Here is a 26,406-nt window from a genome sequence, read left to right on the forward strand (position 1 = left end):
CTAAATCCCCCTTCGCCAAGGGGGACCCCAAGGGCCCCGGCCCTCTGGACACCCGGAACTGGCTTGGGCACAGCGGTTAGCGCGGTAAGAGACTCTGGAGCAGGAGCGCTTTTAGTTCCCTGCGGGAACACGCTTGACTGCGGCGCGGTTGATTGGCTGTGACCAGCATGCGGCGCGGGACAGGTAGCTGCGGAGCATGAACGCTTACCGTTCCCTACGGGAACACGCTTGACTGCGGCGCGGGAAAGATTAATTTGTTGAATACCTGAATCCTACCCACGCCCACTCGCAAAATCTAGCCCGGCATTCCCACAATAACTAGCCTGCCATGCCCACAACCAGCTTAGTTGTATTTTGTACACTTATTCTGCTCCAAAACAGAGGTTATTAGAGTGTAGTTGTAATTCATACATCTATTTTCTTCATCAAAGTCACTTTTGGCATTATCCGATGAATATAGTTGTACAAATTACACTTAAATCAACTTTTGGCGGGAATAGTGGAAAGTTAGTTGTACAATATACAGTTAACTCTGGAGCACGCTTGACTAAAGCGCGGATGATTCGTTGAATACCGGAACGCTCGCCTGGCCCATGTCCCAGCACCAGCACCAGCACCAGCACCAGCACCAGCACCAGCACCAGCACCAGCACCAGCACCAGCACCAGCACCAGCACCAGCACCAGCACCAGCACCAGCACCAGCACCAGCACCAGCACCAGCAGGCTTAATTGTATTTTGTACAACAGAATAAGCAAATCTAAGGCTCTTTAACGGTTCTATTGTATTTCATACATTAGATTTGCTGAAAACAACCCATAATCAGGTTATTATCCAAATTCTATTGTACGAAATACAACAGAAACCAGTTTTGCAGCAATAGTAGCATAATCTATTGCACATTATGCAATAGATTACCCAACCCAGCAGCCTTCGGGTCCCTGTCCCTATATTCTGCCAATTGTCCCTACGCTTATTCCGGAGCCTGCCCCTGCGTAAGATCCGCAGGACCGAAGGCGCCGGGGAGCAGGTCACGGACCGTAGTCTCCATAATATCGCCCTTCAGGTTGCCGAGAATGACTGGCATATCGGGGCCGCATAGCTCGACCATCACCTGGCGGCAGACGCCGCAAGGCGATACGGGGCCGTCTGTGTCGGCCACAACTGCGATAGCTTTGAAGGTACCAGGCTTATGGCCGTCCGCAATGGCGCGGAACATGGCCGTCCGCTCGCCGCAGTTGGTGGGACCGTAAGCAGCATTTTCGATATTGCAGCCGTGGTGGACTTTGCCATCCTGATCCAGAAGGGCTGCCCCTACCCCGAAGCGGGAATAAGGTATATATGCATTGGCTCTTGCCTTGATCGCTTCCTGAAGAAGTAGCGCATAATCCATAATTGTCCTCCTGAAAGTTTTATTGAGCACTCTCTTCATCGAATCTTCTTCGAAATAAAACTCGCTTCGTAAGCATAACCTTAGTTTTGGGAGCATGGCCCGAAAATATTATCCTAATTAAAGATGACGGAGCGCGCAAAGCGGGTCCGCCTCTTACACCAGCTGAAGTTGTAAACTGATTATGACATAAGACCTGTGATCCAGTCCATCATGGGATGATAAAAAACATAGATTCCGGCAATCACGGCAAACACCGCCGTAAGCAGCACGGCGCCTGCGGCGGTATCTTTGGCCTTCTTGGCCAAGGGGTGAACCTCAGGCGAAACCAGATCAATCGTTGCTTCAATCGCCGTGTTCAGCAGCTCGGCTGTCAGCACCAGCGTAATGGCCAGCAGAAGCAGCATCCAGCTTGACAGAGGAAGCCTGAATACAGCGGCGGCAATCACTACGATAACCGCAAGGCCGCTATGCACCTTCATGTTCAGCTCCGACCGGAATGCTGCCGCAATGCCGTGTGCGGCGAAGCGAAAGGAATGCCAGAATTTTTTGTGGCCCACCGCCGTATTCTTGACCATTAGCGTGTCAACCCGACCTGAGCCAGAGCCTTCTCCTGCTTGGACATCATTTCGGCCTCAGCCTCCGGCTCCTGATGATCATAGCCCAGCAAATGCAGGAACCCGTGGACGAACAGGAAGCCCAGCTCCCGCTCCAGCGAATGGCCGTATTCCTCAGCCTGCTCCTGCGCCCGGGTAACCGAGATGATAATATCCCCAAGCACATTCGGTACTTCCTCCAGCTCTTCGTCCTCATCTGCCAGGTCGTACCGGATCTCCAGCTCATCTTCTCCGGCCTCATTCATCGCGAAGGAGAGCACATCGGTCGGACGGTCAATGCCGCGGTACTCGAGATTCAGCTCGTGAATGCGTTCGTTATTGACGAAGGTCAGATCCACTTCCCCCGTGTCAATCCCTTCCGCTTCCCCTGCTGTCTGCAGAAGCCGCTCCAGCAGCTCGATCAGATCGCCGTTAATTTCATGTTCATCCTGTTCATTGTTCCAAACGACGCTCAGACTCATTTTTGATGGCCCCTTCCTCTTTTTTGGGCTTGCGCACATCCTCGGGATATTCAATCCGGGAATGGAATATGCCCATTACCGTCTCTTTCAATGTCCGCGAAATAATATCCAGCTCCTTGATGGTCAGATCGCACTCATCGAACTGATGGTCATCCAGCCGGCTTTTGATAATCTTCTCAATCATGGTCTCCACCTGCACCACGGTTGGCTTGCGGAGCGAACGGACTGCAGCCTCCACACTGTCAGCGATCCCGACGACTGCGGATTCCTTCGACTGTGCTTTCGGACCGGGATAACGGAAATCCTCCTCCGTGAAGTCCGGCTCTACACCCTTGTCCTCTGCAAGCTTCAATGCCTTATGATAAAAATAATGCAGGAACGTCGTGCCATGATGCTGCTCGGCAATATCGCGGATCGGCTTCGGCAGCTTGTATTCCTTCTGCATCTCCACCCCGTCCCGGGCGTGGGCCACAATGATCGACTTGCTCAGCTTCGGCTCAATCGTATCATGAGGATTCTCCATATTGTTCTGGTTCTCTATGAAATAGAACGGGCGCTTCGTCTTGCCGATGTCATGATAATACGACCCTACCCGGCACAGCAATCCGTCCGCACCAATCGCTTCGGCCGCAGCCTCGGACAGATTGCCTACCATCACGCTGTGGTGATAGGTTCCCGGCGTCTCTGTAAGCAGCTTGCGCAGCAGCGGATGGTTCGGGTTAGACAGCTCTACGAGCTTCAGGGCCGACAGAATGCCGAACGTTACCTCGAAGAACGGCATCAGGCCGATGACCAGCACTGCGGTAAGCAGCCCCCCGGCAAAGGAGAAGCCCAGGGCATATAACGTATTCGTCTCGTTCCATACGCCGCCGCTCAGCATGGTCAGTATGGCTACGGTCAGGCAGCCGAGCAGGGACACCATAATACCGCCCTTCAGCAGGGTTGAGCGCTGTCCGGCGCGGTGGGTCGAGAAGATGGCAACATAACTTACGATTAGGGCAAAGAAGCCGAAGGTGAAATCAAATATCGTATTCTGCTGAACATTCAGCAGGATACTGGCCAGAATGCTGAACAGAATGGAACAGAAATAAGCTAAAGTCATGTCCAGCAGCATGGAAATCAGCATCGCGCCGAGAGCCACAGGTGCCAGATAGCCGATATATGTCCGCACATCCGTTTGCAGGAAGGCTGTCAGCTTCATCATAACGATGGTAATGATAAAGACCAGTACCAGCATAAGCAGCTGGGAGTTATTGTATTTGAAGCCTGAGGCTCCGCCATTGTAGCGGATGAAGGTCATCAGGCCAAAGGACAGCAGTGCAGAGAGCAGCAGCAGGCCGAGCTGCGGCCAGTAATTAATCTCTTTGCTGAGCAGCCCGTTCTCATCCAGCAGCTTGTACAGCTCAGGGGTAATCTCCTGATTCTTGGCGACCAGCACATCCCCCTGCTCGATGAACACATCCGGCGTATTCTGACGGGCCTGCACCTTCGCTTCCTTCGTCGCATCCTCGTCATAGAATTTGTTAGCGGTGATCACCAGCCGCACCAGCTCCTGCACCACCTCGCGGGCGGTCCGCTGGCCCAGCGAACTGACGCTGACCTGCTCAGCGACCTTAGCGCGCGCACTCTGGGCGTCGGTAATCTGGTCATTCATCAGCTTGGTGACAATATCCCGGGCCACCGGCTTCATTTCGATGATATCCTGCTGAGTCAAGCGCGGAATCTTGATATAGGTCTCTTCCGGAATGACGTAGGCCTGGTCCTTGATGACAGACTGCATTTCATTCAGCAGATGCTCGGAGTAAGTCCCGGCCTTTTGGCTGGCAGCCACAAAATTAAGGATAAAATCATTGGCCCGCCGCGGAATCTCTTCCCGGTAAATCTCCGTCTTCTCACTCTGTGAAATCGTATCATCCTGATTCAGCCCGCCGATCCGGTCCAGCAGCAGAGTTACTAGATTCTCCGCCCGGATAGGAATAATGGCATAACGGTTGGTCACATTCTCTGCAGCAGTCTCCTGGGCCTTGAGCTTGGCGTTGGTGTCCAGGATTTGCTTGGGCGCTGTAATCTCCTTGGCACTGCGGGTTCCCTCTTTGATATCATACCTTTTGGGCAGCAGATCAGAGGACAGGCTGAGGTAGAAAACAACCGCGAGTAACAGGAAAAGAGCATAGCGCGACACCGCGCTATACTTCCATCCGCTGCTGCTATATACAAATCCGCTTAATTTCGATGGTTGCTTTGAGGCCATGAAGACAATCCCCTTTTTTATTGGAGGTTTTCGGCAGAGCGGTCATAGGCAACGATAATTTTCTGCACAAGGGAATGACGGACAACGTCCTGCTCAGCGAAGTAGACAAAGCCAAGCTCCTCAATACCGGAAAGAATCGTTTTGGCTTCGATCAGCCCTGACTTCTTGCCGCGCGGCAAATCGATCTGGGTCACATCGCCCGTGATGACCATCTTGGAGCCGAAGCCCAGACGGGTGAGGAACATTTTCATTTGTTCGGGTGTGGTATTCTGCGCTTCATCGAGGATGATAAAAGCATCCTCCAGCGTACGCCCGCGCATATAGGCAAGCGGTGCAATCTCGATCAGCCCGCGCTCCAGCGCCTTCGCCACCTGATCAGGCCCCATAACGTCGTACAAGGCGTCGTAGAGCGGCCGCAGATACGGATCTACCTTCTCCTGCAAATCTCCCGGGAGGAAGCCCAGGTTCTCCCCGGCCTCTACAGCCGGACGCGTAAGCACGATCCGTTTGACCGAGCCTTCCTTCAGCGCCGTCACCGCGAGGACCACAGCCAGATAGGTTTTGCCGGTGCCAGCCGGGCCGATGCCGAAGACGATATCACGCTTTTTGATGGTGCTCACATAATGCTTCTGGCCAATCGTTTTGACACGGATCGGCTTGCCGCGGAATGTTGTTGTAATCTCGCCCTTGAACAGGTCCAGCAGCTGGTCGGCACGGAAATCCTTCGCCAGCTCCACGGCGTACTGCACATCGCGTTCGCTCAATAGGTAACCCCCGCGTACGAGTGACAGCAGCACGTTGAAGAGCTGGCCCAGCATGTCCACTTCCCGCTCCGTACCGCGAATCGTGATTTCGGCTTCGCGTGAGTTAATAACTGCCGGAATTTCTTTCTCGATGATTTTCAGGAATCCGTCCTGCGGGCCGAACAGGGATTGCGCTTCTCCCGCATTGTGCAAAGATATTTGAATGCTTGCAGTCTGTTCTGACAAGTAGCCTCATTCTCCTCAATTGTTTACTATCGGAAGCTCTTCCGCGATTCTCTCTTCCACCTCAAACAGCACTTTCATATAAACTTTACCATTCTCTTTCTTCTCATGCAAAATTTTTTGACTTTTGATGACGCTATCAGCGCCGTAACGCGCGAAAATATCGCTCTTGGCCCGCGTCAGCCCTTCTGCACGCGCGGCTTCCGAAGTAAGCGCTTCAGTCGTATATTTAATCTCCAGCTCCTTCTCGGTCATCAAGCCCAGCGGCAGCTGAAAAGAACGCCACGACAGCATATCGGGCTCTGAAAGAGTACGTGACTTCGCAAACCCGGAGTCCCCGTAGCCCCACAGCTGAATCGCCCATTTGCCAAGAACGAGATAGGTGCGGTCCTTGCGTTCTCCTGTATATGCACTGCCCGTTCTTTTGAGCGGTACCTCCAGATTATATTCATGCCATACAAGGCCTTTGACCATGCCTTTGGCGACTACGAACTCTGTATTCTCCTCGTCACCCAGCGCTCCGGAGATGAGGATGTCCCCTTTCTTGACCCGCGAATTCCGGCTGACCACCGGTCTGCCCTGCTCCGCATAGATCTCAGTCACGACGGCATCGGTCCGGCTGATGAGATGGCGCTTGCTGAGCAGCGGTTTGTTATCCGGGCGGTCAGCTTCGACGACCTGTATGGTAATGCTCGTCCCGTTCCGGTGGAACCCGGCCCAAGTTAAGCCCGGAACCAGGGTGGTCAGCTCCCGGGACAGCTCGTCCGATTCCTGCATGCGCCAGATCCACTGAAACGGATAGACGCCCTCCTTGCGTGCGGCTTCCAGGATGTCCTCGGTCGGAATGCGGGTATTCCCTTCAACCTTGACGCTCCAGATCATCGAGGAGAGCAGCAGCAGGCCTACACCGAAGATCAGCATACCTGCGGCAAAAAACTTCCGTCTCCACAAGCGCGCGAGGCGAAACGGAAGTCCGTGCCTGGCTGTAACATGCATACGGCAGCCTGTCTTTTTGAGGAGCGGGCGAAGCCGGAAAAAGTCATCCAGCAGCAGATTCAAAGAAGCGCCGTCCCCGGCAGGCCTCACATCCCAGATGATGATGCCCGCTCCAGTTACAGCATTAATGAATTTCTCCACCTGCGGTCCGCTCACATGCAGTGTAACGAACCCCCGCAGTGATGACAGAGGCGGTTCTTTCATGGATTCTCCCCACTTTCCTTATATCTGATTTCACCGATTACGCCAATGACGGCAAGCTCCTGGCCCAGAATATTGCGGATAACCAGTCCTTCACCGGAAATCTCCAGCACCCCTTGGGTTAATGCCAGCCTGAGCTGCTCCGAAGAGAAGTGCAGCACGCCGCGGTGGTTCTCAATATACAGCTCCTTATTGCCGATCAGGGTGATCCGGGGCATCTCCTGCAGCACATCCTGCGGAAGATCCAGTACCCCGTTTGTCCATCCCCGCAGCCTGCGGCCGATACGGGTCATAAGTAGACGCTCCCCCTTCCTGCCTTCTGTACACCTTATGCGGCGGGGCGGCTGTTTATGAGAAGAACTCACACCCTTCTCCCAGGGAAAACAGCACATAAGCCTGAATCCCTTCCGGTTAAGGAATGGATTCAGGCTTATGTGCAGTATTACATGTTGATCAGGAGGCGGAGGCAAGGTCTTAGCGCCGCGTGGAATGCGGCTGGCGGGCACGGGGCGGACCCAGCACCTCCGCCCATACCAGACCGCTGCGCAGCGCGTCAGGGTCGCCTGTGAGCGGATGGGCAGCATATGCCGATGTTGCTGCATCTGCGTCCTCACCGCCTGCTTCGGAGCCCGCAGACGGGACCGCAGCCGCCATTCCGTCGAAGGCAGCCTGCAGCGCCTCCAGCTCCCGCTGCATGCGTTCTGTGCGGGCCTCCACGCTGTCCAGGTCATCGGCCTGTTCCAGAGACACCCCTTCGCCGTTCTCATTATCGGCAGCCGGCTGCTCAGCCTCAGCCCATGCTGGCGAATACGGGGCCTCCTGAGCATCCGGCGGCGGGGCAGGCTGGTTTGGGGCCGTCCTTGTCCCGGCAGGCGCCGGAAATCCGCTGCCCTGCTGCTGTGCGTGTCCGGCCTTCCGGCGGCGGGGCAGCATATTGCCGCTGCCCCCGCCGCCGCCAAAGGTAGGCATCCCTCCGCGCGGAGCCTGTTTGTCTTTGTCCTTTCTTTTGTTCAGATTGGTGATGATCGCTATGGCCGCCAGCACCAGGAAATAGATCACGCCGCTCATGGGAGCTCACATCCCTTTATTTGTGGGGCGGACGGCTGCTGTCGTCCCCATCGTTTAGTTTGCCGAGGGAACCGCGCATCTGCGTATCTGCCTCGATGTTTTTAAGATTCATATAATCCATCACGCCAAGCTTGCCTGAGCGCAGGGCTTCGGCCATCGCCAGCGGAACCCGGGATTCGGATTCAACGACCAGCGCCTTCATCTCAACCACGCGGGCCTTCATCTCCTGCTCATGGGCAACCGCCATCGCCCGGCGTTCCTCAGCCTTCGCCTGGGCGATGCGCTTATCCGCTTCGGCCTGCTCGGTCTGCAGGTACGCACCAATGTTCTTGCCTACATCCACATCCGCAATATCAATGGACAGAATTTCAAAGGCAGTCCCTGAGTCCAGACCCTTGGATAATACGGTCCGGGAGATGGAATCCGGATTCTCAAGCACATCCTTATGCGAATTACTGGAGCCGACTGTGGTTACAATCCCTTCGCCGACACGGGCAATAATCGTCTCTTCGCCCGCACCCCCGACCAGCCGGTCGATATTGGCCCGCACCGTTACCCGTGCCTTGACCTTGACTTCAATCCCGTTCTTGGCTACAGCCGCAACAATCGGCGTCTCAATGACACGCGGGTTAACGCTCATCTGAACCGCCAGCAGCACATCTCGTCCAGCCAGATCTATGGCGGCGGCACGTGTGAATTCCAGCGGAATATCCGCTCTCTGGGCAGCAATCAGCGCGTTCACTACACGGTCCACATTCCCTCCGGCCAGATAATGGCTCTCGAGCTGATTGATATTCAGTCCCAGCCCAGCCTTCGTCGCTTTAATCAGCGGATTGACAATCCGGCTCGGCGTTACCCGGCGCAGACGCATAGCTACCAGCGTGATAATGCTGATTTTGACCCCGGAGGCCCAGGCGGACACCCACAGCATGACCGGGAAGAAGCTGAAGAAGACGCTTAGTACAATAATCACGGCTACCGCGATCAGCAAAAAAGTAATCATAGATGCTTCTAACATACGCTTACCTACCTCCGATATTTTGATAGACAAAAATTATTTAACAGCTTCCTTCACTACCACTCGGCCGCCCTCAACCTTCACCACGGACACGGCCGTCTGCGCCTCGATGAACCCGCCTTCTGTCACCACATCTATCCGTTCGCCGCCAAAGGTGGCGGTTCCGGCCGGACGCAGCGGGGTTACACTCATGCCGGAAGCCCCGATCAGACGCAGCTTCTCCGGGACAGGCACGAATCCCTTCTCTCTGGTAAGGCTGTCCTGAAGGATGAACCGGTTCCAGATTCCCCGCTCCTTGAAGACTACGGCTACAATCACGATAACCACAGCCGCCGCCGAAAAAGCGATACCAAGGCTGAACAGAGCATGTGTAAAGCTGTAAGCAGCCCTTACAACACCCGCCACCAGACTGATGGACCCGAGGATTCCCAGAATACCGAAGCTCGGCACGAACAGCTCCAGAATCAGCATCACCAGTCCCAGAATGAACAGCAGCAGCGTCTCCGCCCCGGCGAAGCCGGCCACATAGTTGCCGAAGAAGTAGAGGGCAAATGCCAGCGTACCGACAATTCCGGGCACCCCAAAGCCGGGCACCAGCAGCTCGATGAACACACCGGCGATGCCCACAAAGAGCAGAATTGTCATGACTACCGGATGAGTCAGAAATTGCGACATTTTCTCCGCACCGGTATGTTCAATGCGAAAAATGTCGTCTGTCGAGTAGCCCAGCCAGGTAATCGCCTCCTGCTCCGTTCCAGCAATCCGGTCGGCGTAACCAGCCTGAAGTGCTTGATTGCTGCTCAGAGCGATAATCTCGCCCGCCTGCTTGTTCACGCCCAGTTCCGGGCGGTTAACTACCAGATGAACATCCATCATGCCGGCAGCCACTTCAGGATCACGCCCGTTCAGCGAGGCAGCCCCGATCATTTTGGATTTCCAGTACGATACCATCTTGGCGTCTTCCACGCTCTTCCCGTTCATGTCCACCAGCGAAGCGGCCCCGATCATGCTGCCCGGCTTCATGATAATGGCGTCCGCGTTCAGCGCGATATAGCTGCCTGCTGAAGCGGCGTTGCCTTTGATATAGGCTACTACCGGGATCTTGCTGTCTCTGACCAGAGTGCCGATTCGTTCGGCGGAATCCACCCGCCCTCCAGGTGTATCGATCTCCAGAACAATCAGAACTGCGCCGTAATTCGCCGCCTCCTGAAAGCCCCGTTCCAGAAAGCTCTGCAATCCGCGTTCGATTTCCTGGTCCACCGGAATGATGAAGACCGGGCCGCCGACAACTGTACCCGCCGCTGCGCCCGGTGCGCGGACCGCTTCATTATCCGCCTGAACCGTCCCCGCCAATGGCAGGAACAGAAGAACCATTAAGGCCGCGATACAGGAAAATATGATGGTGCGTAACTTATTCAAGCCTGCGCCCCCCCTTTTGTACGTGAACCATTTGCATTCTCAACTTATCATTTTATGTAAGTCTGCATATAATTCTTAGTATACCTTATACGCAGTTCTATCCAAAAAGCTCCACACAATGAAAAACACCCCTTATAAAAGGGGTGCTAGCGTTATATTATTGCAGAAATTGCTGAACCGCCTGGTTCACAAGTTTACCATCGGCGCGACCTTTGACCTTAGGCATCAGTGCGCTCATCACCTTACCCATTTCACTTTTCGAAGAAGCACCGGTTTCCTGGATGGTCTGCTGTACAATTACTTTAATTTCTTCTTCGGTAAGCTGCTCGGGAAGATATTTAATGATAATCTCGATTTCTGCCTTAGTACTCGCGGCAAGCTCATCGCGACCCGCTGCTTCAAATTCTTGGAGGGCATCTTTGCGCTGTTTGATTTCACGACTAAGGATATCAAGCACTTCGTTGTCGTCTAATGTTCTCTTCAAATCTATTTCAAGATACTTTATTGTAGAACGAACCATTCGAATGGTGGAGAGTGTGAACTTGTCCTTACTCTTCATCGCTTGCTTCATATCTTCGTTCAATCGTTCGCTAAGATTCATGCGTGGGTAATCCTCCTAAAACTTTCTCTTACGAGCAGCCTCAGACTTCTTCTTGCGCTTTACGCTTGGCTTCTCATAATGCTTGCGTTTCTTCACCTCAGCCAAGACACCATCCTTAGCAATGGAACGTTTAAAGCGACGAAGTGCAGCATCAATTGTCTCGTTTTTGCGAACTTTCGTTTCAGACACCAGTTTTCCCTCCCTCCGACCAGACCGTCCAAGAGCATAACAACACGGTTCATCACCTTTCATTATAGGTCAAACCTAAATAAGGTGTCAACCTTCGCGTTATTCTTTTTTCAGCCGGGCTGTACATAGTTGCATTGCTTACTTAGGCATGAGAGCTGGAGTTCCCCGTAAGGGCACCAAGCTTGGCTCCGCCCAGCAGATGATAATGCAGATGCGGCACTGCCATCCCGCTGTCCGGACCGCAATTATTAATCAGCCGGTAGCCGGTATCGGCAATTCCGAGCTCTGCGGCAAGCTGCTGTGCTACGGCATGAATCTCGCCAATCAGCGGCAGATCCTCAGGCGTAACCTCATTCATGGAAGCGATGTATTTCTTCGGGATAATCAGCACATGCACAGGGGCGGCAGGCTCAATATCGTGGAACGCCAGAATCCGCTCATTCTCGAACACCTTTTTGGACGGGATTACACCTTCGATAATTTTGCTGAATACAGTTTCCATACCACGCTTCCTCCCAAAAAATTTGTAATGCAGAAGCTTGCATCCGGCACTTTCCGCAGCACAGGCTGAGATAACAGACACGAACCTAACTGTTATTCGTGCAACGGCCACACGCCACTCACAGGCGATGATCCGTCAATACAGCTAGAGCTCTGCGGGGCGCACACGCCTGAAGATCATCGGGCTTCCGGCCTGATCGGCTTCGCGACAAATTTCAATTTATGGAACTAATCATACAGGAATTTGAGCAAATACGAAAGGCGGAAGGCTATATTCTGGTAAAACCAGATGTTTGGGGCGGCTTATGCTGGGATGGTAAGGGAAACTGGGCGGGCAGCGATGTGTTGTGGGGAACAGGGGTGGGAGTAGCAGAGAGTATAGGAGCAGGTAAACAGGCAGGGATCAGGATATCAGGTGGGGGCGGATCAGGGGAGCAGGGATCGAAGTGTCATGATAACAGAGGGTTATGGATCAGGGGCAGGGGGTGGATGATCACGATAACAGGGGGTGTAGGGAGGGCGGGCTGTATTATAACAGGGTGGGCGGCACAATGTGTTCGGTTTCTCGTCTACATTCGATCCGGGGAAACCTTCATTAGCCCAATTGGCCCTCTAACCCTTCGCTGTAGCACATTGTGTTCGGTTTTCCGCAAACATATGGTTCTGAAATACGTTCAATAGCACAACTGCTCCTCTAACCCTCGCTGTGGCATAATGTATTCGCTTTTTCGCATATATTTGGCTATTCACACGCCTACTAGCTCATTGTGTACGGTTTTTCGCATACGTTTTGTTCGATTGCCTTAAAGGAGGGTGCTCCCTCCTTGGGGTAGGACCGCTGCTAATTTTGAGTGTGGACCCAAAAAAAGACAAAAAAAAGGAAACACCCTTCACAGCTCATCTGAGCTGCTTCGGCGGCGGACGTATGAGAAGGAGTTCATTCCCTGTCATACGTCCGCCGAGGTGTTTCAAATAATGTCGGCTTAGCTGTATTATAACAGGGGGTTGGAGGTGTATCTGTGATTCTCATCACAACCAACCCCGGCTTTCACATTTTTTCCAAAAGAATGGTTGAACCCCCGCCGCCCTGCTCTGCAGGAACCACAATCAGCTTGCGCGGCAGGCGGGCCCGAAGCTCAGGAACATGGCTGATAATGCCCACAGACAATTGGTCATTATGCAGTCTCTCCAGTGAAGTGATGACGGTGTCGAGCAGATCCGGGTCCAGGGTGCCAAACCCCTCATCCAGGAAAAAGAATTGCAGCGGGTATTGTCCGCGCAGCTGAATCTGGGCTGACAGGGCAAGCGCCAGCGACAGGGAGGTCAGGAAGGTCTCTCCCCCGGATAACGTGGACACTGGACGTCTAACGCCGCCATTCCCGTCATCCCGGATGACGAAGCCCCCGCCTGAATCCACCTCCAATGCATAACGCTGCTTGCTCAGGAACCGCAGACGCTGTGACGCAGCCTGGCATACCTGCATCAGCTGCTCCTCTGCGATATACTCGACAAAGGCATTGCCGCGCAGTACGGTCTGCAGCTTGGATAGACGCTCCTGCATCGCCGCATGTCCGGCCCGCTTGTCCTCCAGCTCTACCCAGCGGATATGGCGCTGCTGCAGATCCTCCAGATCTCGCTCTGCCCGTGCACGGGCCTGAAGCGAGGCTTCATCATCCTCTTTGCACCTCAGCAGCGTATCCTGGCTCTCCTGCCATTCTTCACTGCTGAGCACAGCTCCAGCCAGCTTGTCTTCAATACCCCGCAGCTGCAGCAGGCACTCCGCCTCTTCTTCGCGGTAGGACTTCACCCGCTCAGCGGCCTGCGCCCGTTCTCCAGCCTCCAGCGAAGAGGCCTCGACCTCTGCGGCTGAAGCGAACGGCGAAGACTGCAGACTCTCCTCCCACTGGGCGGAGGCAGCGGTATAATGCTCCTGCGCCGATTCTGCCGCCTGGCGGGCTACCGCAGCTTCACGGGTCTGCTGCTGCGCCTTGTCCGCTGCCCGGCGGTGTTCCTGCCGGCTGCGTTCCAGCGCAGTCTGCAGCTCCAGCAATCTGCGTTCACATGCGACCAGCAGTTCCCCGGCAGGCTGGCCGCCGGTCCATTCGCGCAGTCGCTGCTCTTTATCACGGGCAAGCGCCTCTTTGCCTTCAAGCTGCGCATCCCACTGCGCCAGCTCCTTGTCCAGCCCGGCCAGCTGCTCGTTCAGCGTCTGCACGGCGAGGCTTTTCTCGTCCAGGAACTTGACGCTGATCTCCAGCCGGCTGCGGATCTCCTCGGCGCGTTCATCCTTGCCAAGCATCTCCTGATACGTTCTCTCCGCTTCCTCCGGGGCAAGCTGCGGGAAGAGACGGCTCCATTCCTCCCTTAGCTTGCTGGCTGAAGCAGCCAGCTCCTCTGCCTTGACAGACAGCCCCTGCAGCCAAGTCTTCTCCGCTTCGGCACCTACTGCTTCCTTGTGATACACCTGCTCCAGCTCCTGCAGGGAACGCTGCCAGTCAGCGGCCGCACGGCGCAGCTCTGCGGAGCGTCCTCGCAGCGCGGCCAGCTGATCATTCAAGGCAGACAACCGGCCATCCAGCGCGGATAAGGCTTGTTCATCCGGAAGCTGCGCGGTTACCATGGAGTCGTGAGACTCCGAGGCCGAGGTGCTTAAAGAATCAGGTTCGGCGTGGAAGCCGGAACTGTCCAGAGAGTCAGATGCTGTATAAGAGCCGGAACTGCTTGGGAAATTGGAAGCCTCAAGAGACTCCGAAGTGTTTAAGGAATCTGAAGCGGCGTGGGACTCGGAATTGCTGAGAGTGACAGATCCGGCATCCGAACCGGAACTGCTTGAGAGCTTGGGTGCGGGTGCGGCGTAGGAAGTAATGCTTGCCGTCTTGTCCGCAGCCGCCTCTGCCCCGGCGGCGCCAGCGGCGGACTGGTGCAGCGCCTCTTCGGACGCGGCACCCGCTAGCCCAGCAAGCCACGAGCTGTCCTGCTCCAGCAGGCTGCGCAGCAGATGGCGCGTCTCCAGCGCCTGCCGGGCCTGAGCGCGGACATGGCGGAGCCTATTGTCCAGCTCCGCAGGGTCCCCCTGCTTCTGAACAAGCGCAGGGGAGGGGTGATGCTCGCTGCCGCATACCGGGCAGGGAACCCCTTCCTGGAGTTCACCGGCGAGCGCCTGCGAGAGCCGGTGAACCTCCTGCTCCTTCAGCGCAGCCTCCAGCGCGCTGATGTGCCCCTCCAGGCGGCCGGCAGCGTCTCCCGCTGCCCCTTCGGCCGTCCGCAGCTCTTCCTGGTGCAGGGCGGCGGCGGCCAGCAGCTCCCCGCGCCCGGCATCCAGCGCCTGCCGCCGGGACCCGGCGGCGGCCAGCCGCACTTCCGCCGCTGCGAGCACCGCCGCGCGGCTCTGGCGCTCACGTTCTGCCGATTCCCGCTGGGCCTCGGCAGAACGCAGTCCCTGCAGTCTCTGCATGGCTTCCTGCAGAGACTGCCGCTCCTGGGAGCGGACCGCCAGCGGCTGCAGGCTCTGCTGCAGCTCGTGCTGTTTCTTTTGGCCACGGGCCAAAAGCTCACGCTCCCGGGCCAGGCTCTCCCGCCCGGCGGCCAGGCCCCGGGCGGCTTCCTCGCGGCGCGCCTGCAGCGCCGCCCGCTCGCTGTGCAGTGCACCGAGCTCGGCCTCCAGCTCGAGCGCGCGCCGGTACCGGCCCTCCTCCTCGCGGAGGGCCGGCTCGCCTGCGGACAGCGCGGCCTGGGCCGCTGCTTCCGCTTCCGCCCCGGCTGCCGCCTCCTGCACGGCGGCGGCGGCCAAGGCCTCAAGGCCCCCGGCGCGTGCCGCCCGGGCCTTCCAGGCCTCCTCCGCGCTGCGCCAGGCCTTCAGCGCGGGCAATCTGCGCTCGGCCTCGTCCGCCTTGCCGAGCTTCTGCTCCAGGAGGAGGATCTGCTCCTCCTGGGCCAGCAGAGCCTGCCTCTGCGACTCGCGGCGGGCCCGTTCCTCCTGCAGCTCGCGGATGCGGGCGAAGCGCTCGGCGCGCTCCGCAGCCTGCGTGAGCCGCCCCCGGCAATCCGCCGCATGACGGATCGCCTCCTGCACACGGACGGCGGCCGCTTCCACGTCTGCCTTGCCCGCGCTGCCCAGCCCCTGCTGCTCGGCCTCCAGAGCGCGCAGTGCCGCCTCGTTCTCCTTGACCCGGCGGCTCAGCTTCAGTGCCAGCCCGTCGCCGTACTGTTCCAGATGGAACAGACGCTGGAGCATCTGCCTGCGGTCCACGCCCCGCAGCGACAGGAACTCGGCGAATTTGCCCTGCGGCAGCACAACGGCTCGGGTAAAGTCGTCCATCTTCAGCCCGATGTGCTCTTCGACACAGCGCGTAACGTCTGCCAGCTTGTCGGCCATCACAAAATCCCCGTCCGCCTTGACCTCGATGAACCGGCTGATCGTATTGCTGACCGACTGCTCCCCGGTGCGTTTGAACTTCCGTTCCACGCGGTAGCGACGCGCCCCGGAAGAGGAGTTCAGCTCGAAGGTGAAGACCACGCTGAGCTGGTCCTCGGAATGGTTCATAATCCCCTGGGTTCCGTTCACGGCGCGCTCCACTTTACCGTACATCGCCAGTGTAATCGCGTCCAGCAGACTGGATTTGCCGCTGCCCGTCGGCCCGAAGATCCCGAACAGCCCCGTCTCGGTCAGGCTGGCAAAATCAATCTCCTGCTCCGCCCGGTAACTCTGCAGCCCTGATAATTTCAACAATATCGGCTTCAAATCAGTTCTCCTCCCCTTCCGCAGCTTCATGCCGCTCTTCTTCCGCCAGCTCCAGGAACAGCTCAATCAGGCTGTCATCCGGCTCCGCACCGCCGGTCTGGCGCTGATAGAACCTGCGGAACAGCTCCTGTACCGGCATGCGGGAGCGGGACATCTCTTCCAGCTCCTGCTCCATCTGCGGATAGATCGGCCGGATATGGACGATGCCTTCCCGTGACTTGCGCAGCCGCTGGATATCATTCATGGACATGGCCTCGGTCAGCCGCAGCTCCAGATCAATGAATGCTCCTTCATCCCTGCCCTCATCCAGCCAGCCATAGACCTCCTGCAATCCGCCCGCAGATCTCCAGTTCACCAGCGGCCGCCCGCAGGAGAGATAGATTTCCTCGAACACCGGCTCCCCGCCGGGTGCGACATCAATCATGGCCACCGACTTGGCCTGGCCTGCCTCAGAGAAGCTGTATGCCAGCGGGGAGCCGCTATAGCGGATCATCCCCTCGCCCTTGACCCGCTGGGCGCGGTGAAGATGTCCGAGTGCCGTATACTGCGCTCCGCAAGAGAGTGCCGAAGGATCAACGGTATAAGCGCCGCCGACCTGAATCGGCCGTTCGGAGTCACTCTCCACGCCGCCCAGCACATAGATATGGCTCATCGCCAGATTGACGGTCTGCGGGGTGAACTCGCGTCCAAGCAGATTCATCAGCCGCCCCACCCGGGCGCTGTAAGCCAGCCGCAGCTCAGCCTCTCCGCTGTCTCCGGCAAGCAGTTCGCCCAGCCGGGCTTCGGAGGGGTAAGGGAGCGCAGCGATTTTGGCAACCTCGCCGGTTCTGGCCGCATGCACCGTGACCGGTTCCGAAGTCGGCATTCCGACGAGCGTAATCCCCTGTCTGCGGACAAGCGGAGACACGGAAGCTACGCGCTCCGGCTGGTCGTGATTGCCCGAAATGACCACCAGCGGACGGCCTCCCGCCGTCAGTCTGGCCGCCGCTTCGTAGAACAGCTGCTCTGCCGCAGCCGGAGGATTGACCGAATCATAGACATCCCCCGCCATCAGAATCAGATCCGCCCCGGAGGAGTCGGCTATCATAACCAGCTCATCCACGAACTGCTCCTGCTCCTTCTGCCGGCTTCGGCCCTCCAGCGTCCGCCCCAGATGCCAGTCTCCCGTATGCAATATACGCATTTCCGCCCTCTTTTCCCCGCCTGTCTGCGGCAATTATAGATTCAAAGAATGTATGCTGTTTTTAACATACATTCGGTTCATACGCCTGCGCGCAAGCACAATGTATGCTGTTTTTCGCATATATTCGGACCATTCACCTGCGTGCGAGCACCATGTATACTGTTTTTCACATACATTCGGTTCATATGCCTGCACGCAAGCACAATGTATGCTGTTTTTCGCATATATTCGGATCATTCACCTGCGTGCAAGCACCATGTATGTTGTTTTTTAGATACACTCGGTCCATATGTCGCTGTTCCAGCCGGTTGCATTCGGCTTATAGCATACATTCAGCCTTTAACCGATGAGATTAGATACACTCTTGCTCTTCCCGGCGATCCTTCAGCCACATTCAGCCAGCAAAGCCACTCTACGAATCATTCATAGAACTCTTATCCATAAATATCATTTCAGTCGACAGCCAACGAACTTCAGACCGCAAGCATGTATTAGTCTAAAATACCGCGTAGCACCCTAGATCCGCCTCATCCTCATCCGCCGCAGCTACCGCAAGCCTTCCCCGCCAATCACAATTTCACAGCATGTCCCCCATCGAAAAAGTACAGCCATATCTCGCTGACCGGCTCGCCCAGAATATCCAGCAGCGCCTTGCTGTACAACTCCAGCTGGAAACGGTATTTGTCTGACAGCTGTGCAAGCCCTTCCCCGTGCGGAGGGATATGATCTGTTTTGTAATCCAGCAGAATCAGCCGTCCCTCTTCCCGGAACAGGCAGTCGATCACGCCTTGAATCAGTACCGTCTCCGCAAAATCACCACCGCCCTGCTCATCCGCAAGTCCGGCTGCCGCTTCATCCAGATAGTCAAGCCCCCGGTAGGCTTCACCGGCTGGCATCGTGTAACTGAAGGGCTGCTCTCTGGTCTTCCAGGCAGAATGGAATAGTCTGTGTCCCAGCTCACTCCGGCAGAACTGCTCAACTTCCTCCAGCACCACCGCATCCGCCTGTTCCCTGCTAAGGATAGCAAGCCTTACAAGACGCGCAATCGTAGCCTCCAGCACAGACCGGTCTACCGGCTCATCCAGGGGAATATGCTGCATTACCGTATGGTAAGCCGTTCCACGCTCGGCAGGCGTGAGTCCCCGCTTTTCCATGAATTTCGGCCGCTGGAGATGCAGGTTCTCCCTATACCCGCGTTCACTCCGTTCGTCCGGTCCACCCGGGAGCTTCCGCTCCTCCAGCTGGTCATAAGACGGCTGCTCCTGCATCGATAATAATCCCTTGAGCTCGGTAACCGAGGTCTTAGCAGGGATGCTTGACGCTGCCGCATACCGGTAAGTCCAGCCCAGTCTCTCTGCAATCTGCGCAGCTGCCGGGGTCTCAGGTGTTGACACCGTCTTGCCCCTGCGGAGCGCCTCCAGCATCACCCGGCGTTGTTCGTTTTTGTCCTGATCGCCGTCCCCGGCAAGAAAAGCGCCAGGGCTAAGCTCCGCTGCACCAGTCACCGTAATGCTCCAGTTCGACTCATCGCCATGCAGCACCGTGGATACCGGCCCCTCGCTGCCTGCCAGCTTGCGCAGAATAGCAGCGGCAGGGTGGCGGATCAGCGCCGGTCCCACCCAGTCCAGATAGCTGCGGCCCCGGGCCAGCAGGTGATCCGCCAACAACAGCTCTTCGCGGCCCTGCATCGCGGCCCAGCCCGAAACCGTGCGCGGCAGATCCCTGACCGTGCCTACCAGAATCATTTTGTCGCGCGGACGGGTCAGTCCGACATAGAGCACGCGCATCTCCTCAGCGAGCAGTTCCAGCCGCGAACGGCGGTTAATCGCCAGATAGGGCAGCGTCGGGTAGCTGACCCGGGTCTCCCGCTCCACGAAACGCGGCCCGAAGCCTAGCTCCTTATGCATCAGGAACGGAGAATGCAGATCCTGACGGTTGAACATTTTGGCCATACCTGCCAGGAAGACAACAGGGAACTCCAGACCCTTGGACTTGTGGATCGTCATAATTCTGACGCCCCCGGCCTCCTCGCTGCTTCCTCCGGCAACCCCCAGATCGCCGCCGTTCTCTCTCAGCCGTGAGATGAACACCAGGAAGCGGAACAACCCTCTGGCCGAGGTCTCGTTCTCGAATTGAACAGCCCGGTCATAGAGCGCCTTCAGATTGTTCTGGCGCTGAAAGCCTCCGGGAAGACCCCCGACCCACTCCAGATACCCGCTCTCCCGATAGATCCTCCAGATCAGCTCACTTAAGCTTCCTTGCCGGGCAGCATTTCTCCAGTTCTCCAGCCTATCCAGGAAGGACTTAAGCTTACGCTGCAGCGTAAGCGGAATATCCCGCAGCGCCGCCGAAGCATCGGTTCCGTCAGTTATACCTTCCTGTACACTCTCATTTCCTGACGATGGCGTAAGCTCTGACGCGGCGGCTGTCTCTCCGGCTATGTCACCGGTACCGGTACCGGCACCCTGCCCCGCCAGCAGCGCAGACTCCCGGAACAGGTCTGACGAATTATTCCGCAGTGCTCCCCCTGCTTCAGAGGCCGCAACCAGCGCATCGTAGAACGTCCCTCTGCTGCACAGCCGCACCTTCGCCAGCTCCTCCTCGCGAAGATTCACTACCGGTGAGCGCAGCACTCCGGCCAGGGGAATGTCCTGTCGGGGATTATCGACAATCTGCAGCAGAGAGAGGGCAATCTCTACCTCGGTAGCCTGAAAATACCCCTTGTTCTGGTCCCCGTATGCCGGAATACCTTCACCCCGCAGCTCCTCAATCATCAGCGGCGTCCATACCCGGGCCGAACGCAGCAGAATGACAATGTCGCCGTATACTACGGGACGCATGATCCGCAGTCCTTTATCATAGATCAGCAGCGGCTCACCGCCGGTCATTCCCGTCATCTGTGAGATACGCCGGGCAATGGCCCGTGCTTCCAGCTGCGCAGTCTCACTCTCGGCAGCCTCCAGCTCCAGAAGGGGCAGCTCATCGCCCTCTGCCGCTTCGTCCGCCGGACCCGGGACAGAGGCTCCCTTGTCGATCAACAGCAGCTCCGGCGCAAAATAAGTATCCGGACCTTTCTCCGCAGCTCCCGGAAAGTTCGCTCCGTACACCAGCTCTGCCCGCTCATCATAACTGATCTCCGCGACATTGCTGTCCATGATCTGCCGGAAGACCATATTCACCGCATTCACCACTTCCAGCCTGCTGCGGAAATTGCGGGCCAGATCGATGACGAGACCATCTTCCCGTTCCTCCTGTCCCGGATCAGCCCCCGCCCGGCCATCTGCCTCACCGGCATGCAGGGTGCTACCTGCACTGTCTCCGTAGGACGGATCATTACTGAACCTGCGGTATTTGTCCAGGAACAAGCCCGGCTCCGCCAGGCGGAACCGGTATATACTCTGCTTCATATCCCCGACCATGAAACGGTTGCCGGGGAATTCCCGGGAGATCAGCCGGACAATCTCCTCCTGCACACTGTTAGTATCCTGATATTCATCCAGCAGCACTTCGTCGAACTGGCTGCGGTACTCCATCGCCGCATCCGACGGCAGCGAATGCCCCGGCTGCGAGTCCGGATGGCGCAGAATCTGCAGGCAGTAATGCTCCAGATCACTGAAGTCCACCAGCCCCCGGCCCGCCTTCTCCAGCCTGTAGCGCTCGCCGAACGCGATTACGGTCTCCGCCAGCTCCTGCATCAGCGGAGCCGCCGTATGTAGTTCACTCAGGAAGGATTCCGACGGACGGCCGAACAGGGATTTTTGCAGCTCCAATAGACTCTTCTTCACCTGATCCCGGATCGCCTTCACACTCTCCTGAAGGAGGGGGTCGGTGGCATCCTTCTTGCAGGGCTTCAGCTTCCCGAAGGAGATCTCCATGAAGATATCATACAATCCGGCCCAGGGCTGTGAGTCCACCGCGTCCAGCAGGCCTTGCGCCATCTCCAGATCGGCAGCAAGATTCTCCGCGTAAGGCGCCGGACCGCCGGGTTGAAGCGCAATGTCACGCCCCTGCTCCAGCTGGCTGATCGCCCCCTTCAGCGTCAGCCTGGCTTCGGCAAGAATGCTCTGCACCCAAGGCGTATGGCTCAGAGCCTCAGCATCCGGCAGCGCAAAGTCGGCTGCGGTATCCCGCAGCCACTGCGCAGGCCAGGGATGGCTGCGCGCGAAATCATGCAGCCGCTGAATCAGCGAATGCACCGCATCATCGCTCCGTTCACCGCTGAACCAGTCTGCGAGCTGCACGAACAGGGTATCTTCCCCGTCCTCAGCAACCTCGCCGTATTTCTCTTCCAGCAGCTCTTCCAGCAGCTCCTGGCGCATCATCTCCGCCTCATGCTCATTCAGGATACGGAAGCCGGGATCGATCGGGATCATCTGGTAATACCGGCGGATTACTTCAAGGCAGAAGGAATGCAGTGTGGTAATGGAAGCTCTGCCCAGGAGGGCAAGCTGGCGGCGCAGATATTCATTCCCGCCTTCACTGTCCTCCTCCAGCTTACGCTCCAGCGCTTCCCGGATACGCTGGCGCATCTCGGAGGCGGCAGCCTTGGTAAATGTTGCCACCAGCAGCCGGTCCACACTGAAGCCCGCTTCCTCATTACTGATCTTGCGGATAATCCGCTCGACGAGAACCGCCGTTTTGCCGGAACCGGCTGCCGCTGCCACGAGAATATCGCTGCCGCTCTCGGCAATAGCGCGCCACTGGTCGTCACTCCACAGACTACCTTCCGGCTTCGTTTCGGGTACAGGTCTTGTGCTCACAGCTTCTCTCCTCCTTTGCGGGACAGCAGATCCCAGATCACTTCTTTGCCCGGCTTACTTAGAATGTTATAGCTATTGCCCTCCACCGCTTCATCGAACTGGCAGACGGGGCGGAAGGAGCAGAAGGTACAGGCCGTTTCCTGCTGGATGCGGTAAGGCTGTATCGCCACATCCCCCTCCGTAATGCTGGTCCCGATCTCCGAGATCGTGCTGCGCACCGAGGACCGCAGCTGCCCCCACTGCTCTGGGGTAGCTACAGATGCGCTGCTGTAGAAGCTGCCGTCACTCTTCAGCGCAACCGGAACAATAGAGGAATACCCTTTGTCTAGTGTGGTATCCATCAGCGAGACCACCTCGCGGTCGGCGGTCAGCAGGCCCTTCATCTTGAAGCGCTTCATCAGCTCCTGCTCCGCCTGCTCCCGGTTCATTCCGTTGGCTGAGGTCAGGAGCGGATCATGAACGTGGAAATAGAGCGCCCCGGCAGGCAGTGCTTCCTGGCCGAGCCATTGCTCGGAATAGGTCAGCAGCACATCAAGGTACGTTAACATCTGCAGCGACAATCCATAGTAGACCTCATGCAGCTTGAGATCCTTCTGGCTTGATTTGTAGTCGATCACCCGCAGCAGAATCCCCTGTTCCCCTTCAGCCTTATCCACCCGGTCAATCCGGCCGACCACCTCCATGACACAACCGTTGGGCAGTGTAATTCTCAGCGGAGGCAGCTCCTGCCCCGGGCCGAAATCCAGCTCCAGCCCGACCGGCTCGAAGCTCCCGCGCCGCGAATGCTCCCCGAGGATGACCGAAGCGCGGCCGACAATATTCTTCAGCTTGCGCGAGATATAGCCGTAGCGCTTGCTGCTCATCAGAATCTCTCCCTGTAACAGCGGAGACAGCTTATCCACTGTCGCCCCTGCCTCACGACGGCATTCCTCCGCAGTCATGCTGCCCCAGCTGCGGCCTTGCTCCTGCAGCCGCTTCGCCATTTCACTAAGGGCCGCATGGAAAAGCTGCCCGATATCTGGAGCTTGGAGCTTATAGAGCTGTCGCTCCTTCAGCCTCAGCCCGTAGGAAGCGAAATGAGAGAAGGAGCAGGCAACGAACCGTTCCATCCGTGACACGCTGCCGCGCAGCGTAGAGCCGCCATACAGGCGCAGGCTGGTCTCCTTCTTCAGCCGTATGCCTTCATTGCGGTAGAACAGCGAGCCGAGCAGCCGCTCCAGCTTCAGCTTCATGGACAGATCCGCATGGCGGTATTCCGCTGCCTGTTCATCCGCAGGCTTGTCTGCGCCCTGCTCCGCCGCAAACCAGTTATAGACCTCCCACCACATGCCGGGTATCTCTGCCCCTTGACGCCACTGGCGGAGCTGAAGCAGCAGCATGCGGAGCGTCTGCTCAGGATGGCCGATGAAGTCCATATGGACAGCGTCGTCATCATTGCCGCTCTGCGGGAAGCCGGAGAGGAATTGTTCATCTAACTGCTGCGGGAACATTCCCTGCAGCTGGCGGATGACCTCCGAAGGCAGCAGCGCCTTCCCCTCATCGTCAGCTACAGCATAGCTGATCCACAGCTTCCTGCTGGCCGTCGTAAGCGCATTGTAGATCAGGAAGCGCTCATCCAGCAGCTTCCGGGAGGAGCCCGGCGCAAGCTCCATACCGGACTTCTCCAGCAGGAGACGTTCCCCTTCTGAAAGAATGCCGTCTTCCTTGAACTGCGCCGGAACCACTCCTTCGTTGAAACCGAGCAGGAAGGCGTACTTCACCCCCGACACCCGGGTACGGTCCATCGTACCTACCAGCACCTGGTCAAGTGCCGGCGGGACGAGCCCCATCTTAAGCTCCGCCAGCCCGGTCTCCAGCACTCCGGCGAACAGGCTGAAATCTATCCGTTCCTTGCCCATCATCTCGGCAATCTGGTCCAGCAGACCCAGAACAGCGCCCCAGAGCTGGCTATGCTCCCGGGCGGCTTCCGGGCGGCCTTGCTTCAGTGACTCCGCTCCCATCCCTTCGAGCTTCCGTGCCGCTTCCGTATCCTCCAGCAGCAGATATACCGCCCGGCATAGCTCCAGACCGCTGCGGCTGGCTTTGATTCTCTGCTCAAATGCCTGCAGCGGTCCTGTAATCGCACTCCGGCAGGCTTCCATTCTGGATAGCATGGCTTCATCTACAGCCTCACTTCCCTCCAGGGAGAGGCGCGGAATCCCCTTCCAGGAGCGCCCGTTCGTCCAGCGCGAGCCGTGAATGCCGCAAGCCAGCACGTAGTTCTCCAGCTCATCCATATGCGCGCGGGTAATGCTTCCGTCCAGCGGCAGCAGCAGCTCGGTCTTCACGCAGCGGAACACATCTTCATAACGCCAGCGGCGGCGGACGACATCCAGGGCCGAGCGGATGAATTCCACCAGCGGATGATGCAGCTCACTCTGCTTCTGGTCCAGGAAGAACGGAACGCCGAAGTCCTGAAATAACGGGGCAATCAGCGGCTCATAATCAGCCATATTGCGCATGAATACCGCCATTTCCCCATATTTGGCTCCCGATTCTCTGGCCAGGGCCTGCATCTCGCGCAGCACGCCCTCCACCTCGGTGCGGCGTGAAGCCGCAGCCCGGATGCTGATGGCTTCCTTCACCTGTTCAGCCGGTCCCGTCCAGGAATGCCGGCGCTGTAATCCGCGCTCCAGATGGGCGAGTACGGGACTGTCCTTGAACCTTGGCAGGACGGGCAGAGCCAGCAGCTCATCCCATACGGTAAGTCCCATCTCCTCCGCTATTCCCCGCAGCTTAATGTAAGTAACCGCCGCCGGATGGAACAGCTCCAGCTCATGCGGGGCAACGCCCGGCGGATAGATCCGGTCCAGTGTTAGCGCAATGGTCATTGTGTCCGCGTACTGCATCAGCTCACGCAAGACGATGAATTCCTGGTTGCTGAAGCCGTGGAAGCCGTCCACCCAGATCTCGGCGCCGCGGATATAGGCAGAGTCCGCAATATGCTCAGCCAGTTCGGCCAGTCTGTCCTCTTCATCTATATAGAGCTGTGACATCTCCTGGTCCAGCTCGCTGAAGACGAGATGCAGATCATCCAGCTTCCCGGCCAGAATAGGGCTGCCCAGCGTGGCATCCCGCATTCTGCCGATCTGCTCCTCCAGGTCTCCGGCTCCCAGAGCGCAGCGTTTCAGCTCTGTATGCAGACTGCTGAGCCGCTCCACAAATCCCGGCCGGTCCGAGGAAGCCCCGAACAGCTTCAGCTCCTCCTTGCGCTTGCTGATAATCTTGTAGATCAGCATCTTCTTGCCTTCTTCACTGATAGGCAGACTTGCGCTGCCGCCGGTCTCCTGCTTCACCCGGTAGGCAAGCCGCGAGAAGCTGAGCGTCTGGGCGCGCAGACTTCCCTTCACGCCGCCCGCCGCCAGCAGGCCCCGTTCCGCTCCGAACGATCCCTGCTCGGGAACAAGTATAATGATTGGGGCCCCCAGCGGCTCTGCCTTCAGCCTGGAGGATACCCGCTCCCATATTGTAGTCGTCTTGCCGCTGCCCGAGCGGCCGATGATGAAGTTAACCGTCATTTCAGCAGACTCCTTCCGTTGAACCCTGGCACTCAATGCAATACCAGAATCTATGAAACTTCTCGTCTCAATAGTATAGCATACCTCCAACGCACGCTCCAGAACGTACGTTTGCCATTGTTTGCAAATGCAGAAATAAAGAAGACTCTCCCGGAGCCGCGCAAACGGCGGATGGAAGAGTCTGAATAAATCATGTAAATTAGGTCTCAAGCCTAACAGTTACTGCTGCAACTCCTCCCAAGTGAAGGGCAAGACAGGGATAGTTGTAGAATGTACACTTAAAAGCAGCGGAACAGCATACTTTTCTCGTATAGCTGTAGTCTGTGCAACTAAATCTGCCCAAAGAGGCAAGAACCGGCAATACGTGAATATTTTATTGTACGAAATACACCTAAACAGGCAATCGATTAGACATCGGATGTTTTAGTTGTACAAAGTGCATTTAAGCCTATCGCAGCCGGAAAACG

18 protein-coding genes are annotated in these 26,406 nt (G+C 57.3%); all 18 read right to left on the reverse strand.

The window, feature by feature from the left end; translation table 11 throughout:
* Positions 1-443: 443 nt before the first annotated feature.
* On the reverse strand, positions 444-758 hold the full coding sequence (locus MKY86_RS22825) for a hypothetical protein (protein ID WP_340827522.1): 315 nt from the start codon (positions 756-758) through the stop codon (positions 444-446).
* A 215-nt stretch (positions 759-973) separates the two neighbouring features.
* The gene (locus MKY86_RS22830; RefSeq protein ID WP_076075831.1) at positions 974-1,393 is read right to left on the reverse strand and encodes a cytidine deaminase; all 420 of its coding nucleotides are present in this window, start codon (positions 1,391-1,393) and stop codon (positions 974-976) included.
* Positions 1,394-1,572: 179 nt separating this feature from the next.
* A complete protein-coding gene (locus tag MKY86_RS22835) occupies positions 1,573-1,968 on the reverse strand; it encodes a diacylglycerol kinase family protein (protein WP_076075828.1) in 396 nt (131 codons plus the stop codon).
* Entirely contained in the window at positions 1,968-2,468 is a 501-nt protein-coding gene (ybeY, locus tag MKY86_RS22840) for an rRNA maturation RNase YbeY (RefSeq protein ID WP_076075826.1), read from the reverse strand. The genes MKY86_RS22835 and ybeY overlap by 1 nt, the downstream gene beginning before the upstream one ends.
* A complete protein-coding gene (locus MKY86_RS22845) occupies positions 2,440-4,719 on the reverse strand; it encodes an HD family phosphohydrolase (RefSeq protein ID WP_076075823.1) in 2,280 nt (759 codons plus the stop codon). The genes ybeY and MKY86_RS22845 overlap by 29 nt, the downstream gene beginning before the upstream one ends.
* A 17-nt stretch (positions 4,720-4,736) precedes the next feature.
* The gene (locus tag MKY86_RS22850) at positions 4,737-5,708 is read right to left on the reverse strand and encodes a PhoH family protein (RefSeq protein ID WP_076075820.1); all 972 of its coding nucleotides are present in this window, start codon (positions 5,706-5,708) and stop codon (positions 4,737-4,739) included.
* Between the two features lie 15 nt (positions 5,709-5,723).
* On the reverse strand, positions 5,724-6,905 hold the full coding sequence (gene yqfD, locus MKY86_RS22855; RefSeq protein WP_076075818.1) for a sporulation protein YqfD: 1,182 nt from the start codon (positions 6,903-6,905) through the stop codon (positions 5,724-5,726).
* Positions 6,902-7,195 carry a sporulation protein YqfC gene (gene yqfC, locus MKY86_RS22860; protein WP_036690297.1) on the reverse strand — a complete coding sequence of 98 codons (294 nt, stop codon included), beginning with the start codon at positions 7,193-7,195 and terminating at the stop codon, positions 6,902-6,904. The genes yqfD and yqfC overlap by 4 nt, the downstream gene beginning before the upstream one ends.
* Before the next feature lie 181 nt (positions 7,196-7,376).
* The gene (locus MKY86_RS22865) at positions 7,377-7,970 is read right to left on the reverse strand and encodes a hypothetical protein (protein ID WP_076075815.1); all 594 of its coding nucleotides are present in this window, start codon (positions 7,968-7,970) and stop codon (positions 7,377-7,379) included.
* 16 nt (positions 7,971-7,986) lie between these two features.
* Positions 7,987-8,988 (reverse strand): flotillin-like protein FloA, encoded by a 1,002-nt coding sequence (gene floA / locus MKY86_RS22870; RefSeq protein WP_076075813.1) that lies wholly within the window; start codon positions 8,986-8,988, stop codon positions 7,987-7,989.
* A 36-nt stretch (positions 8,989-9,024) separates the two neighbouring features.
* The gene (locus MKY86_RS22875; RefSeq protein WP_076076335.1) at positions 9,025-10,362 is read right to left on the reverse strand and encodes an NfeD family protein; all 1,338 of its coding nucleotides are present in this window, start codon (positions 10,360-10,362) and stop codon (positions 9,025-9,027) included.
* A 202-nt stretch (positions 10,363-10,564) separates the two neighbouring features.
* On the reverse strand, positions 10,565-11,008 hold the full coding sequence (locus tag MKY86_RS22880) for a GatB/YqeY domain-containing protein (RefSeq protein ID WP_036724349.1): 444 nt from the start codon (positions 11,006-11,008) through the stop codon (positions 10,565-10,567).
* Between the two features lie 15 nt (positions 11,009-11,023).
* Positions 11,024-11,197: a 30S ribosomal protein S21 gene (rpsU, locus tag MKY86_RS22885; RefSeq protein WP_005547957.1), complete on the reverse strand. Its 174-nt coding sequence runs from the start codon at positions 11,195-11,197 to the stop codon at positions 11,024-11,026.
* A gap of 142 nt (positions 11,198-11,339) precedes the next feature.
* Positions 11,340-11,699: a histidine triad nucleotide-binding protein gene (locus MKY86_RS22890; RefSeq protein WP_076075810.1), complete on the reverse strand. Its 360-nt coding sequence runs from the start codon at positions 11,697-11,699 to the stop codon at positions 11,340-11,342.
* A 1,047-nt stretch (positions 11,700-12,746) separates the two neighbouring features.
* Positions 12,747-16,439, reverse strand: a complete 3,693-nt coding sequence (locus MKY86_RS22895) for an AAA family ATPase (RefSeq protein ID WP_076082527.1) — start codon at positions 16,437-16,439, stop codon at positions 12,747-12,749.
* Between the two features lies 1 nt (position 16,440).
* Entirely contained in the window at positions 16,441-17,622 is a 1,182-nt protein-coding gene (locus MKY86_RS22900; protein ID WP_076082528.1) for an exonuclease SbcCD subunit D, read from the reverse strand.
* Between the two features lie 569 nt (positions 17,623-18,191).
* The gene (locus tag MKY86_RS22905; RefSeq protein ID WP_076082531.1) at positions 18,192-22,382 is read right to left on the reverse strand and encodes a UvrD-helicase domain-containing protein; all 4,191 of its coding nucleotides are present in this window, start codon (positions 22,380-22,382) and stop codon (positions 18,192-18,194) included.
* Positions 22,379-25,939: a helicase-exonuclease AddAB subunit AddB gene (addB, locus tag MKY86_RS22910; protein ID WP_076082533.1), complete on the reverse strand. Its 3,561-nt coding sequence runs from the start codon at positions 25,937-25,939 to the stop codon at positions 22,379-22,381. Before addB ends, MKY86_RS22905 begins: the two co-directional genes overlap by 4 nt.
* Positions 25,940-26,406: the final 467 nt, after the last annotated feature.

Source organism: Paenibacillus sp. FSL R7-0333 (genome assembly GCF_038000365.1).
Classification (GTDB): Bacteria; Bacillota; Bacilli; order Paenibacillales; family Paenibacillaceae; genus Paenibacillus_AQ; species Paenibacillus_AQ silagei.